We start from the raw sequence: 12,896 nt of genomic DNA, 5'->3' as shown, positions 1-12,896 counted from the left end.
GGCCGTGACCGGTCGGGGCTACTTCTCCAGCTTCCCCCGGCCGCGGACGGTGAGGCGGTCGCCCTCCTCGTCCCGCTCGACCAGCACGGTGTCGCCGTCGTGCACCTGCCCGGAGAGGATCGCCCGGGCCAGCTGGTCGCCGATCGCGGACTGCACCAGCCGGCGCAGCGGCCGGGCGCCGTACGCCGGGTCGTACCCGGTGAGGGCCAGCCAGTCGCGGGCGGCGGCGGAGACCTCCAGGGTGAGCCGGCGCTCGCGCAGCCGCTCGCCGAGGCGGGCCACCTGCAGGTCGACGATCCGGCTCAGCTCGGCGGTGCCCAGCGGGTCGAAGACCACGATGTCGTCCAGCCGGTTGAGGAACTCCGGCTTGAACGCGGCCCGGACGGAGTCCAGCACCAGGGCCTTCTTCTTCTCCTCCGGGGTGGCCGGGTCGACCAGGTACTGACTGCCCAGGTTGGAGGTGAGGATCAGGATCGCGTTGCGGAAGTCCACCGTGCGGCCCTGGCCGTCGGTGAGCCGGCCGTCGTCGAGCACCTGGAGCAGCACGTCGAAGACCTCCGGGTGGGCCTTCTCGACCTCGTCCAGCAGCACCACGCTGTACGGGCGGCGGCGGACGGCCTCGGTGAGCTGGCCGCCCTCCTCGTAGCCGACGTACCCGGGCGGGGCGCCGACCAGGCGGGAGACGGAGTGCTTCTCGCCGTACTCGCTCATGTCGATCCGGACCATCGCCCGCTCGTCGTCGAACAGGAAGTCGGCCAGCGCCTTGGCGAGTTCGGTCTTGCCGACGCCGGTCGGGCCGAGGAAGAGGAAGGAGCCGGTCGGGCGGTCCGGGTCGGCGATGCCGGAGCGGGTGCGGCGCACCGCGTCCGAGACGGCCCGTACGGCCTCGGCCTGGCCGATCAGGCGCCGGCCGAGCTCCTCCTCCATGCGCAGCAGCTTGGCGCTCTCGCCCTCCAGCAGCCGGCCGGCCGGGATGCCCGTCCAGGAGGCGACCACGTCGGCCACGTCGTCCGGGCCGACCTCCTCCTTGACCATCGAGGTGGAGGTGTCCTCGCCGGCCGCCCGCTCCTGGGCGTCGGCGAGCTCCTTCTCGGCGGCCGGGATCTCGGCGTACATCAGCTTGGACGCCCGCTCGAAGTCCCCGTCGCGCTGCGCCCGTTCGAGCGCACCGTGCAGGTCGTCGAGCCGGCCCTTCAGCTCGCCGACCCGGTTGAGGCTCTTCTTCTCCTGCTCCCAGCGTGCCGTGAGCGCGCTCAACTGCTCGTTCTTGTCGGCGAGATCGCGGCGCAGCCGGGCCAGCCGGTCGACCGAGGCCGGGTCCGACTCCTTCTCCAGGGCCAGCTCCTCCATCCGCAACCGGTCGACGGCGCGCTGGAGTTCGTCGATCTCGACGGGGGAGGAGTCGATCTCCATCCGCAGCCGGGAGGCCGCCTCGTCGACCAGGTCGATCGCCTTGTCGGGCAGGAAGCGGGCGGTGATGTAGCGGTTGGACAGGGTGGCGGCGGCGACCAGGGCGGCGTCCGCGATCTGCACCTTGTGGTGCGCCTCGTAGCGGCCCTTGAGGCCGCGCAGGATGGCGATCGAGTCCTCGACGCTCGGCTCGCCGACCAGCACCTGCTGGAAGCGGCGCTCCAGGGCCGGGTCCTTCTCGATCCGCTCGCGGTACTCGTCCAGCGTGGTGGCGCCGACCATCCGCAGCTCGCCGCGGGCCAGCATCGGCTTGAGCATGTTGCCCGCGTCCATCGCGGAGTCGCCGCCGGCGCCCGCGCCGACCATGGTGTGCAGCTCGTCGATGAAGGTGACGACCTGGCCGTCCGAGGCCTTGATGTCGTTCAGGACGGCCTTCAGCCGCTCCTCGAACTCGCCGCGGTACTTGGCGCCCGCGACCATCGCGCCGAGGTCCAGCGCGACCAGCCGCTTGCCGCGCAGCGACTCCGGCACGTCGCCGGCCACGATGCGCTGGGCCAGGCCCTCGACCACGGCGGTCTTGCCGACGCCGGGCTCGCCGATCAGCACCGGGTTGTTCTTGGTGCGGCGGGACAGCACCTGGACCACCCGGCGGATCTCGTGGTCGCGGCCGATCACCGGGTCGAGCTTGCCGTCCCGGGCGGCCTGGGTGAGGTCGGTGCCGTACTTCTCCAATGCCTTGTAGGTGCCCTCAGGGTCCGGCGAGGTGACCCGGCCGCTGCCGCGCACGTCCTTGAAGGCGGCCAGCAGGGCCTTGGGCGTGGCGCCCTGCCGCACCAGCAGCTCGGCGACCGGCCCGCCCTCGGCGGCCAGGCCGACGGTCAGGTGCTCGGTGGAGACGTACTGGTCGTCCAGGTCGCTCGCGCGCCGGCCGGCCTCGGTGAGCACCGCGAGGGTGTCCCGGGCGAGCTGCGGGGCGGCGACGGTGGAGCCCATCGCGCTGGGCAGGGCGGCCAGCTGGCGGCGGGCCTCGGCGTCGACCCCGGCGACGTCCGCCCCGACCGCCTCCAGCAGCGGCCTGGTGACGCCCTCGGGCTGCTCCAACAGGGCGATCAGGATGTGCACCGGCCTGACGTCCGGGTTGCCGTTCGCGCCGGCCTGCCGGATCGCGGCGGACAGGGCGTCCTGCGTCTTGGTGGTGAACTTGCTGGCGTCCACTGCTGGGGGTTCCTCCCTCGTCGTCCTTCACTGCTGCTACGTACAGCATGCACTATGTTGAGTCTATTCCACTCAACTTTCCGCCTCACGGGTTCCGGTCGGCCGTCCGCCGGGTCAGCCCCAGCAGCTCCCGGGCCGGGCCGCCCGGCCGCTGCCCGGCCGGCCACACCGCCCGCAGCGGGCGCCGCAGGTCCAGCTCCCCGGCCAGCGGCACCGCGACCAGCCGGCGGGTCGCCAGCTCCTCCCGCACCGCCAGCTCGCTCAGGCACACCGGCCCCGCCCCGGTCATCGCCGCCGCCTTCAGCGCGGTCGACGAGGCCAGCTCCAGCTGCGGCCGCACCGTGCCGCCGTACGGCTCCAGCGCCGCCTCCAGCACCTCCCGGGTGCCCGAGCCGGGCTCGCGCAGCACCAGCGGGGTGGCGGCCAGCTCCTGCCCGGTGAGCGGGGTGCGGCGGCGCGCCCACGGGTGGCCGGGCGCCACCACGACCACCAGCCGGTCCGCCGCCACCACCGCGCCGGCCAGGCCCGGCGGGGTGGACGGACCCTCGACGAAGCCGAGGTCGGCGTCGCCGGCCAGCACGTGTCCGGCGACCTCCGCCGAGTTCGCCGTCCGCAGCGTCACCGCCGTCCCCGGGCTCACCTCCGCCAGCGCCAGCAGCCAGCCCGGCATCAGGTACTCGGCCACGGTCAGGCTGGCCACCACCCGCAGCTTGGCGTCCCGCCGCTCGCGCAGCGCGTCGATCCCGGCGTCCAGCGCCTGCGCCGCCTCCACCACCTGCCGGGCCCACTCGACCACCAGCCGGCCCGCCTCGGTCGGCTTCGAGCCGCGCGGGGAGCGCTCCAGCAGCGGCACGCCGATCTGCCGCTCCATGCCCTTGATCCGGGCGCTGGCGGTCGGCTGGCTGACGCCGAGCTCGGCCGCCGCCCGCCCGACGCTGCCCAGCCGGGCCACCGCGAGCAGCAGTTCCAGGGCGCCCAGTTCGGGGACGCGTGGAGAGAGGGTCATAGGTCCAGGCTATGTCCCCATAGAACGCGCGGCGCTACCGCGGGCGGGGCCCGGCGGCGACCGTGGAGGCATGTCCACCTTGGCCGATGTCCGCCCGCTCGCCCGTACCGCCCCCCGACCCTCGCTGGACCTCGCCCAGCTGAGCCCCAACTGGTACGCGGCGGTGATGGGCACCGCGATCCTGGCCAACGGCGCGGCCGTCCTGCCCGTCCGGCTGCCCGGACTGATCGGCTTCGGCGAGGCGGTGTGGGCGCTCTCGCTGGCCGCCCTGCTGGTGCTCGGCGCCGGCCGGCTGCGCCACCTCACCCGGCACCGCGCCGCCGCCCGCCGCCACCTGCTGGACGAACCCGCCACCGCCGTCTTCTACGGCTGCCCGCCGATGGCGATGCTCGCGGTCGGCCTCGGCACCCTGCTGCTCGGCTCCCGGGTGATCGGCACCGGCCCGGCCGTCGCCCTCGACGCCGTGCTGTGGAGCCTCGGCACGCTGTACGCGCTGGCCGTGGCCGGCGGCATCCCGTACCTGATGATCACCCGGCACCAGGTCTCCGCCCTGACCGCCAACCCGACCTGGCTGCTGCCCGTCGTCGCCCCGCTGGTCGCCTCCGCCTGCGGCCCCGCGCTCGTCCCGCACCTGCCCGCCGGCCTGCCGCAGCAGGCCATGCTGTACGGCTGCTGGGCGCTGTTCGGGATCGGGCTGCTGGCCACCCTGGTGCTGCTGCCGGTGGTGTTCACCGGGCTGCTCCACAGCAAGCTGCCCGCCCTCGTCCTGACCCCCACGCTGTTCCTGGTGCTCGGGCCGCTCGGCCAGTCCGTCACCGCCGTCCACCAGCTCGCCGACGCCGCCCGCCCGGTGCTGCCCGAACTGGCCCCCGCCATGCGGTCGCTGGCCGAGCTGTACGGCGTCGCGGTGATCGGCGTCGCGATGCTCTGGCTGGCGGTCGCGCTCACCGCCAACCTGCGCGCCCGCCGGGCCGGGATGCCGTTCGCGATGACCTGGTGGGCCTTCACCTTCCCGGTCGGCACCTGCGTCACCGGCGCCTCCGCGCTCGCCCGGCACACCGGCTTCGGCGGCTTCACCGCGCTCGCCGCCGGGCTCTACCTGCTGCTGGCCACCGCCTGGCTGCTCGCCGCCGGGGGCACGGCCGCCGGACTGGCCCGCGGCCGGCTGCTCGCCCGCTGAACCCCGGCCGTCGCCGGGCCCGCGCCGCCCCTGCAGGAACCCGCAGGTGCGGGAAGCCCGCAGCCGGGCGGCCGGCGGCACCCGCCCCGGGCGCCCGACACCCCGCGCCGACCTCGGACTTCACCGGAATCCGACCCGCCGCCCGGCTCCCGCACTCGCCCCGCCGTGCAGGTAGCTGCAATTGCGCGAACATGCACTCGGGCGGCACTTGTTCACCGGGCGTCACGCCTGTGAAGGTGGAGACACGCCAAGTCCTCCGGGCAACCGCAGCCCGATGGTGGCGCTCGCTCTTCGATACTGACCGCCGGCACATCGTCCCGTGCCGGTGGAACGGGGGGGAAGAGCACCGGCCGGGAGCCATGTGTGGTGATGGCCCCCGGGACCGGACCCGTCGAGGCGTTGCTGCTCCGCCTCGACGGGAGCGCCCGCGGCCTGGCGTGGTGAAGGCGGCCCCCGGGGCGCCCGGTGTGCGACGGCACCCGGGCCCGGGGGTCCGCCGATCGCCCGGTACCGTGATCGAACCCGGCGGGACCGGCCCGGACGCGGCTGCGGCCGCCTCCGTGAACACCCCCCGCCGGCGGCATCGCCGCACCGAGGGGGACCGGGGCGGCAACGGGGGGAGAAGCTTGTCCGGCAGGGAGTGTGCGACGTGACGGCGGAACCGGCGGTCGCGCCGCAGCACCGGCCGGCGGCCGCCGGGGGTACGGGCCCGGCCCGGCCCGCGGGGCCCACGGGGACCGTCGGCGACGAACCCGACGAGGCCGCCCAGCGGCTCTACCTCGCCGTCGTCTCGGACGGCGGCCGCCTCGCCTTCGCCGCCGCCGAGGACACCGACCAGGCCGCGCTCCGGCAACTGCTCGACCTCGGCCTGCTCACACCCAACCCGCTGGGCCACTGCTACACCGCCGTCAGCCCGCGCGCGGTCAGCGACCGCCTCGGCGCCGAACTGCGCAGCGAGGCAACCCGGTTGCTCGTCCGCGCGGAGAGCCTGCCGGACGCCCTCGACGGCCTCACCCGCGCCTACGACACCCTGTCCCGGGCGTCCGCCCGCACCGTCGGCGAGGCCGTCTACGTCGAGGGCCACGTCCACATCCGCCGGCGGATCGCCCAACTCGTCACCGACTGCCGCAGCGAGGTGCTCACCGCCCAACCCGGCCGCCGACCCGCCGAGAGCCTGCGGATCGCCCTCGCCCAGGACGTCCGGCTGCTCCAGAGCGGCCGCACGCTGCGCACCGTCTACCAACCCGCCGCCCTCGCCGACCCGGCCGCCCTCGCCTACGCCGAGGAGGTCATCCGGCACGGCTCGCAGATCCGGGTGCTCGACGAGCCCTTCCCCCGGCTGATCGTCGTCGACCGCGCCGTCGCCGTCATCCCCGCCGGCGACGACGACAACACCGCCGCCTTCATCACCGACCCGGCCGCGCTCTGCTTCCTGGTCGGCGCCTTCGAACGGGACTGGGCCCGCGCCGACTCCACCGAGGCCGCCGCCGTCCTCGGCCTCGGCCCCGCCCGGACCGTCCCCGAACGCGTCGGCCGACTGCTCGCCCGCGGCCTCACCCAACGGGCGATCGGCACCCGGCTCGGCCTCAGCGAACGCACCGTCGCCGCCCACATCTCCCGACTGCGCGACCGCCACGGCGCCCGGACCCTCTTCCAGCTCGGCTGGCTGATGCGCGGCAGCCGCGATGACCGGTGAACCGAGGAGGGACGCCCCCGATGGCCGATGAACCCGGCCCCGCCGAACGCGACCTCTACCTCACCGCCGTCCGCCTCGGCGGACGCCTGCGCCCCGACGACCTCGCCCCCGAGGACCGGCCCGCCCTGGCCGCCCTCGTCGCCCGCGGCCTGATCACGCCCACCGCCACCGGCTGGGCCGCCGCCAACCCGCGCTCCCTCGGCGACCGGCTCGGCGTCGAACTCCGCAGCCGCGCCGTCCGCCTGCTCCGGCACGCCGAACAGCTCCCCGACCGGCTCGCCCCGCTCGCCCGCGCCTACGACACCGTCCGCAGCCCGGTCGGCCGGCTCGGCCCCGGCCGCCCCGGCGACTCCGACCGCCCGGTCGGCCGGCTCCGCGACACCGTGTCCTGCGCCGGTGGCGTCGCCGTCCGCCGGCGCATCGCCGAACTCCTCGCCGACTGCCGGGAGGAGTTCCTCAGCGCGCAGACCGGCCCGCGCCCGCTGGACGGGCTCCGGGCGGCCCTCCCCGAGGACCTCGCCGTGCTGCGCCGCGGCTGCGCCGTCCGCGCCCTCTACCAGCCGGTCGCCCTCGCGGATCGCCCGGTGCTGCGGCAGATCGAACTGCGCGTCCGGGGCGGCGCCCGGGCCCGGGTGCTCACCGAACCGTACGAGCGGCTGCTGGTCTTCGACCGGACGACCGCCGTCATCCCGGCCGTCGAGGAACGCGCCGGCGCCGTGTTCCTCGACGACCCGGCCACCGTCCGCTACCTGGTCGCCCGGTTCGAGCGCGACTGGGCCCGGGCCACCCCGCTCGACCGCCACCTCGGCCCCCCGCACCCCACCACCGCCCGGGTCGGCCGGCTGCTCGCCCAGGGCCTCACCCAACGGGCGATCGGCGCCCGCCTGGACCTCAGCGAACGCACCGTCGCCGCCCACATCGCCCGGCTCCGCGAGCGCCACGGCGCCCGGACGCTCTTCCACCTCGGCTGGCGGATGCGGGACGCCGACGATGCCTGAAGCCCCGACCGCCCAGCGCCCCAGCCACCGGGCGGACCACACCGCCCGGGCGCGCGAACAGTACGACGCCGAGCCGCACCCACGACCCGGCCGGCAGATGCGAGGTGAGCAGACATGACCGCCCCCGGCTTCAACCTGCCCGACGCCACCGCCCGGGACCTCTACCGGGAGATCCTGAGCGCCGGCGGCCGGATCCGGATCACGGACATCCGGCCCGAGGACACCGAGACCGTCCAGACGCTGCTCGACCTCGGGCTGCTCAAGCCGTACGTCATGGACGGCTCGCTCAGCGCCGTCAACCCGCGCTCCGTCACCGCCCGGATCGGCGCCGACCTGCGGGCGGCGGGCACCCGCCTGCTCCGCCAGGCCGACGAACTCCCCGACCTGCTCGGCGATCTGGCCGCCGCCTACGACGCCGCGCCCCGGCAGCACGACCGCACCGGCACCATCCGGATCGTCGAGGGCGACGAGAACGTCCGGCACCGGGTCTCCCAGCTGTCCGAGGAACTGCTCCACGAGGCGCTGTCCCTCCACCCGGGCGGCGCCCGCCCGGCCGACGCGGCCGGCGACATCCTCAACCACGCCCGGCGCTTCCTGGGCCTCGGCGGCGCGATCCGCACCGTCTACGAGACCGGCGCCCGCCTGGACGCGCCGACCGTCCGACTCGCCGCCCAGCTGACCGAACTCGGCTGCCACATCAGGGTCGCCCAGTTCGCGCTGCCCAAGATGATGATCTTCGACCGCACGGTGGCCGTCATCCCCGCCGGCGTCGGCGCCGCGGCCTTCGTCGAGGACCTGGCGACGGTCGCCTTCCTCGCCGAGGTCTTCGAGAACTACTGGCGCCTCGCCGAAGGCGTCAACTGGTCAGCCCTGGCCGCCGGTTCAGCCGATCCCGCCCCCCACGAACAGGTCGGCCGGCTGCTCGCCCAGGGCCTCACCCAGCGCGCCATCGCCTCCCGCCTGGGCCTGAGCGAACGCACGGTGGCGGGCCACATCGCCCGGCTGCGGGAGCTGTACGACGCCGAGACTCTCTTCCAACTCGGCTGGCAGATGCGGGGCAACCGCGACGCCTGATGGTGCGGGAGCCGCAGTCCGCCCGGAGAAATGGGGGCGGCGTCGTACGCGGGGGGTCGTACGACGCCGGGACGGTGGGCCGGTCGGGCCGGCGGGTGCGGGGCAGGTGCGGGAGTCCGGACCACGGGGGAGTCCGGGTGAGTGCCGCTCAGCCGGTGGCGGCGCTGGTCGGCCAGTAGCCGGGGTGCTGCCGGGGGACGGAGAACTGCTCACCGGGGGCCGTCCAGAAGCCCTCGCGCAGCGAGAGCGCCATGCCGGCCCAGTCCAGGGCGGTCTCCACGGTGTGGTGGAGGGCCTCCTGGGACCAGGTGTCGTCGAAGACCAGCGGCAGGACGGGGGCGACCTGCTCGATGGTGGCGATCAGCGGGTTGTGGGTGATGGCCTCGTCGACGAGCAGGACGATCGGCTTCCGCAGGGCGGACGCCCACCCCAGCTCCAGGCTCACCCCGGCCGAGAGCGGTGCGCCGACGTAGGCGAACACGAGGTCGGCGGACTGCAGGGCGCGGAAGTCGGACGGGACGCGGGGCTCCGGGGCCTGCCCGGAGACCGTCCAGGCGTCGCTGTGGTGCGCGCTGTACACGGCGGCACCGCTGCGCAGGAGAGTGGTGCGGAGCGTCGTCAGTCGCGTCCGGCTGGCGAGCGTCACCACACTGTCCGCCGGCCCGGTCAGCCGCATCAGCGGCGCGGCCAGGAACACACGTGCACGCCGGCCTTCGGTGGCCTGGCTGTCGCGGTGACGCAGGTAGGGCTCGGTCATGTCGACTCCGGGAGATTGCCGACCAAGGGGGGTGAGCGTCGGCGCAGTGTTGGATATGGGCTGCTCAGGTTGGTGATCCCGGTGGTGAACTGTCGCGTATTTGACGGTACATTGGCAGAGTGTGGCTCTCTGTTGGACCATCGGGAGCGAACTGATCGTCCATCGCGGGGGCGCGCCGCGTCCAGGGTTAGCCTGTGTCATCTGGATGACTGGCAGAGAGATGACGCACGCCCGTGCGGCCGGCGCAGGTGACAGCAACGAATCCGTGCGGCACTATGTGAGCCGAAGTTCTGTGGCGCCTAAGGTGGCGAAATCCCGAGGGAAGGAGTGGGAGCATGTCTTGCATGCGCCGTTTTGTCCGCAAGGTCATGCTTTCGCTGGCTATTGCCGCCGTGCTTGGTACGGGTTACCTCGCGGAGGTTCACGAATCCGACCGGGCGGCGACCACGGCGGCCCGCGCGGCCGTCGCCGATGACTTCAACTGGAACTGATCGGCCGTTGATCGGATGCCGGGCCCCGGGCTACCGGCCCGGTCCGCCGTTGCGGGGTCAGCGGTTCGTCACTCCGGAACTTCCCGGGACTTCCGGCCGAGTACGTAGCCGAGCTGGAACAGTGAGTCGACTCTGTATTCCTCGCGCATTTCGGCGATGTGCCGCGCGAGCGTGCGCTCGCTGATTCCCAGCCGGCGCGCGATGACGCGGTGGTTCGTCCCCTCCAGCATCTGTTCGATGATCGTCTGGCGCAGGCGGGACACCACCTGCTGCGGGATCGTCCGATCGCCTTCGAATTCGAGGGCACGGCTCCAGTACCGCTCGAATATCTCCTCCGCGAGGTAACCGATCACGCCGGGATCGTGGATGAACGCGGCGAGGTTCATTTCCGCGTCGATCGGGATCACGGCCACGCGCCGGTCGATGACGATGAGCCGCGTATAGGGCTCGTCGAGAGTCCGGTACTGGCCGCCCTCGTGGGCGAGGGCCGCGACGTAGTCTCTGGTCGGCTGGTGGTAACGCGTGCTGGCGTGGTAAATCGTCCGCATCTTGGTGCCGCTGCGGAGGGTGTCCAGGTCGCGTTCGAGCGTTCCGGCGAGGACTTCGGCCGGCCGGGGGCCGCCGGGTTGGAGGGCCAGCCCCTCTTCCATGCCGGAGGCTATGCACTGCTGTACTCGCTGGTGAATCAGCGCCTTTCCCCGGACGTATTCGATTGCCCCGCCGGCCTGCTTCGGAGCGTGGAACTCCTGGGCCAGCTCCTGGAGCTCCGAAGGGAGTGAAACGGCGCGCGACAGGAATTCCAGCGCTTGGCGCTGCCAGGAGTGGCTGAGGCTTTCCGAGAGTTGGGCGGGATCCGTCGCGAGGAACGTACCGGGATCTTCCGTGTCGGGAATCAGCAGGCCGATTCTGACCAACTCGTCCAGGGCCGCATCGGGAGGTTCGGGACTGGAACCCAGCGGAAGCTGGCCGTCCCCGCGAACGACGTCCAGATACAGCTTCCGAGCCTCCGCCGAGAGGACGGAAAGGCTGATGAGCTGCTCTCGTTCACTCACCTTCGGCTCCTTGCCGTTACCGTGACGCTTGCGTCCCATCAGCGCCGACGCTGAATCACGTTTCAGCATGCCAGACCGGCTGAGCCCGATGGAAAGGCCCAGTCTGACTGCACTCTCTCACCACACACCAGCCGCCGGCACCCCCCGAACAGGAGGGAACCGGCGGCTGGTGGTGCGGTCCGGGCCCCGGTCAGCGGCGGGGGCGCCAGACGACGAGGGCGCTGGACTGCGGGGTGGGCGGCTGGTACGGGACGAGGTCGCGGCGGTACGAGGCGTGGACGGCGGCCTCGCGCTGCTGGAGGGTGGCGGCGGCGCCCTCCAGGGAGTCGACGAGCTCGGTGACCCGCGCCTGCAGGGCGGCGACCTGGTTCTCCAGCTCGATGATCCGCTTGATGCCGGCCAGGTTGATGCCCTCGTCCTGGGACAGCCGCTGGACCTCGCGCAGCTGCTGGATGTCGCGCGCGGAGTAGCGCCGGCCGCGGCCCGCGGTGCGGTCGGGGCAGACCAGCCCGAGGCGGTCGTACTGGCGCAGCGTCTGCGGGTGCAGGCCGGACAGTTCGGCGGCGACGGAGATGACGTACACCGGGGTTTCCTCGGTGAGCACGTACTGCGGCGGGGCGGCGGTCCGCCGGGTGCGGCGCGGGGCGTCGCCGGGCAGGCCTTCGCCGAGGCCGGGGCCGATCGGGCTGTCGGGGGTCATCGGGGACATCTGGTGGTCACGCTCCCTTCGCCGCCCGGAAGATGGCGGCTCGCGGGTCGTCGGAGGCGGTGGCCTCGCGGTACTGCTCCAGGGCGTCCAGCGCGTCGCCGGTGACGTGCTGCGGCACCACGACCTCCACGGTGACGAGGAGGTCGCCGCGGGTGCCGTCCTTGCGGGTGGCGCCCTTGCCGCGGGCGCGCATGGTGAGGCCGTTGGCGCTGCCCGGGGGCAGCTTGAGCTTCACGGCGGGGCCGCCGAGCGTCGGCACCTCGATGGTGGCGCCGAGGGCCGCCTCGGGGAAGGTGACCGGGACGGTGACGGTCAGGTTGTCGCCCTTGCGCCCGAAGACGGGGTGCGGGTCGACGTGCACCGTGACGTAGAGGTCGCCGGGCTGGCCGCCGCGCTCGCCCTGGGCGCCCTTGCCCTTGAGCCGGATCCGCTGGTCGGCCTGGACGCCGGCCGGGATGCGGACCTGCATGGTGCGGGCGGAGCTGGCCCGGCCGCTGCCGTGGCAGTCGGGGCACGGGTCGTCGACGATCATGCCCCGGCCGCGGCAGTCCTTGCACGGCTCGGAGAGCGCGAAGGCGCCCTGGCCGCGGCTGACGGTGCCGGCGCCGACGCAGGTCGGGCAGACCCGCGGGGTGGTGCCGGACTTGGCGCCGGTGCCGTTGCACAGGCGGCAGGGGGCCTGGCTGGTCATCCGCAGCGGGACGGTCGCGCCGTCGACGGCCTCCTCGAAGGAGAGCGTCACCTCGGTCTCGACGTCGGCGCCGCGGCGGGGCTGGGCCTGCCGGCCGCCGGTGCGGTTGAACAGGCCGCCGAAGACGTCGCCGATGCCGCCGCCACCGCCGCCGCCCTGGCTGCCGCTGAAGAGGTCGCCGAAGTCGAAGCTGTAGCTGCCCGTGCCGGGGCCGCCGCCGGACCGGAAGCCGCCGTTGGCGAAGAGGCTGCGGGCCTCGTCGTACTCCTTGCGGCGCTTCTCGTCGGAGAGGACGTCGTACGCCTCGGAGATGTCCTTGAAGCGCTCTTCGGCCTTGGTGTCGCCCTTGTTGGCGTCGGGGTGGAACTCGCGCGCCAGCTTGCGGTAGGTCTTCTTGATCTCGGTGGCGGTGGCGTCCTTGGGCACGCCGAGGACCTTGTAGTAGTCCTTCTCGACAAAGTCCTTGCCGCTCATGGCTTCCGCCACCTCCCGAGTTCCATCGTCACTGTGCTGTCAACAGCGCTCAGTGGCAAGGCTGTTGACAGCGCGCTGCGGAGCCGGCCGCCAGACTGGCCGGCGTACGACTCCGCAGCGCACTGGTTGTCAGCTGTCACAGG

11 protein-coding genes are annotated in these 12,896 nt (G+C 73.7%); 5 read left to right on the top strand and 6 right to left on the bottom strand.

The window, feature by feature from the left end:
• Positions 1-18 precede the first annotated feature (18 nt).
• Both clpB and VM95_RS04335 read right to left on the bottom strand, forming a co-directional pair.
• The gene (clpB, locus tag VM95_RS04340; RefSeq protein WP_045692659.1) at positions 19-2,625 is read right to left on the bottom strand and encodes an ATP-dependent chaperone ClpB; all 2,607 of its coding nucleotides are present in this window, start codon (positions 2,623-2,625) and stop codon (positions 19-21) included.
• An 85-nt stretch (positions 2,626-2,710) separates the two neighbouring features.
• On the bottom strand, positions 2,711-3,631 hold the full coding sequence (locus VM95_RS04335) for a LysR family transcriptional regulator (RefSeq protein WP_045692658.1): 921 nt from the start codon (positions 3,629-3,631) through the stop codon (positions 2,711-2,713).
• A 70-nt stretch (positions 3,632-3,701) separates the two neighbouring features.
• Here VM95_RS04335 and VM95_RS04330 point away from each other — a divergent pair, with 70 nt between their 5' ends.
• The 4 genes from VM95_RS04330 (at position 3,702) to VM95_RS04315 (ending at position 8,579) form a co-directional block, all read left to right on the top strand.
• The gene (locus VM95_RS04330; RefSeq protein ID WP_045692657.1) at positions 3,702-4,811 is read left to right on the top strand and encodes a TDT family transporter; all 1,110 of its coding nucleotides are present in this window, start codon (positions 3,702-3,704) and stop codon (positions 4,809-4,811) included.
• Between the two features lie 649 nt (positions 4,812-5,460).
• Positions 5,461-6,507, top strand: coding sequence for a helix-turn-helix transcriptional regulator (locus VM95_RS04325; RefSeq protein ID WP_157881991.1), 1,047 nt, complete (start codon positions 5,461-5,463; stop codon positions 6,505-6,507).
• A 20-nt stretch (positions 6,508-6,527) separates the two neighbouring features.
• On the top strand, positions 6,528-7,505 hold the full coding sequence (locus VM95_RS04320; protein ID WP_045692655.1) for a helix-turn-helix transcriptional regulator: 978 nt from the start codon (positions 6,528-6,530) through the stop codon (positions 7,503-7,505).
• Between the two features lie 114 nt (positions 7,506-7,619).
• Positions 7,620-8,579, top strand: coding sequence for a LuxR C-terminal-related transcriptional regulator (locus VM95_RS04315; RefSeq protein ID WP_045692654.1), 960 nt, complete (start codon positions 7,620-7,622; stop codon positions 8,577-8,579).
• 148 nt (positions 8,580-8,727) lie between these two features.
• On the opposite strand, the gene VM95_RS38520 is transcribed toward VM95_RS04315, so the two are convergent.
• Positions 8,728-9,336 (bottom strand): TIR domain-containing protein, encoded by a 609-nt coding sequence (locus tag VM95_RS38520; RefSeq protein WP_052706358.1) that lies wholly within the window; start codon positions 9,334-9,336, stop codon positions 8,728-8,730.
• Between the two features lie 335 nt (positions 9,337-9,671).
• On the opposite strand from VM95_RS38520, the gene VM95_RS42270 reads away from it, so the two are divergent.
• Positions 9,672-9,827 carry a hypothetical protein gene (locus VM95_RS42270; protein ID WP_157881990.1) on the top strand — a complete coding sequence of 52 codons (156 nt, stop codon included), beginning with the start codon at positions 9,672-9,674 and terminating at the stop codon, positions 9,825-9,827.
• 68 nt (positions 9,828-9,895) lie between these two features.
• Here VM95_RS42270 and VM95_RS04305 read toward each other — a convergent pair whose 3' ends face one another.
• The 3 genes from VM95_RS04305 to dnaJ form a co-directional block, all read right to left on the bottom strand.
• Entirely contained in the window at positions 9,896-10,948 is a 1,053-nt protein-coding gene (locus VM95_RS04305) for a helix-turn-helix domain-containing protein (protein WP_157881989.1), read from the bottom strand.
• A gap of 121 nt (positions 10,949-11,069) precedes the next feature.
• On the bottom strand, positions 11,070-11,588 hold the full coding sequence (locus VM95_RS04300; RefSeq protein WP_279616812.1) for a heat shock protein transcriptional repressor HspR: 519 nt from the start codon (positions 11,586-11,588) through the stop codon (positions 11,070-11,072).
• A 7-nt stretch (positions 11,589-11,595) separates the two neighbouring features.
• Positions 11,596-12,753: a molecular chaperone DnaJ gene (gene dnaJ / locus VM95_RS04295; protein ID WP_045692653.1), complete on the bottom strand. Its 1,158-nt coding sequence runs from the start codon at positions 12,751-12,753 to the stop codon at positions 11,596-11,598.
• Positions 12,754-12,896: the final 143 nt, after the last annotated feature.

It is taken from the genome of Streptomyces rubellomurinus (assembly GCF_000961885.1).
Lineage (GTDB): Bacteria > Actinomycetota > Actinomycetes > Streptomycetales > Streptomycetaceae > Kitasatospora > Kitasatospora rubellomurina.
The sequence above is the reverse complement of the archived record's forward strand: the minus strand, read 5'-3'. Positions and strand labels throughout refer to the sequence as shown.

What these genes read in the sequence shown, in the direction of transcription:
- VM95_RS04335 (WP_045692658.1), bottom strand. Translation starts at nt 3,631, where the DNA reads ATGACCCTCTCTCCACGCGTCCCCGAACTGGGCGCCCTGGAACTGCTG.
- VM95_RS04330 (WP_045692657.1), top strand. Translation starts at nt 3,702, where the DNA reads ATGTCCACCTTGGCCGATGTCCGCCCGCTCGCCCGTACCGCCCCCCGA.
- VM95_RS04320 (WP_045692655.1), top strand. Translation starts at nt 6,528, where the DNA reads ATGGCCGATGAACCCGGCCCCGCCGAACGCGACCTCTACCTCACCGCC.
- VM95_RS04315 (WP_045692654.1), top strand. Translation starts at nt 7,620, where the DNA reads ATGACCGCCCCCGGCTTCAACCTGCCCGACGCCACCGCCCGGGACCTC.
- VM95_RS38520 (WP_052706358.1), bottom strand. Translation starts at nt 9,336, where the DNA reads ATGACCGAGCCCTACCTGCGTCACCGCGACAGCCAGGCCACCGAAGGC.
- VM95_RS42270 (WP_157881990.1), top strand. Translation starts at nt 9,672, where the DNA reads ATGTCTTGCATGCGCCGTTTTGTCCGCAAGGTCATGCTTTCGCTGGCT.
- VM95_RS04305 (WP_157881989.1), bottom strand. Translation starts at nt 10,948, where the DNA reads ATGCTGAAACGTGATTCAGCGTCGGCGCTGATGGGACGCAAGCGTCAC.
- VM95_RS04300 (WP_279616812.1), bottom strand. Translation starts at nt 11,588, where the DNA reads ATGTCCCCGATGACCCCCGACAGCCCGATCGGCCCCGGCCTCGGCGAA.
- dnaJ (WP_045692653.1), bottom strand. Translation starts at nt 12,753, where the DNA reads ATGAGCGGCAAGGACTTTGTCGAGAAGGACTACTACAAGGTCCTCGGC.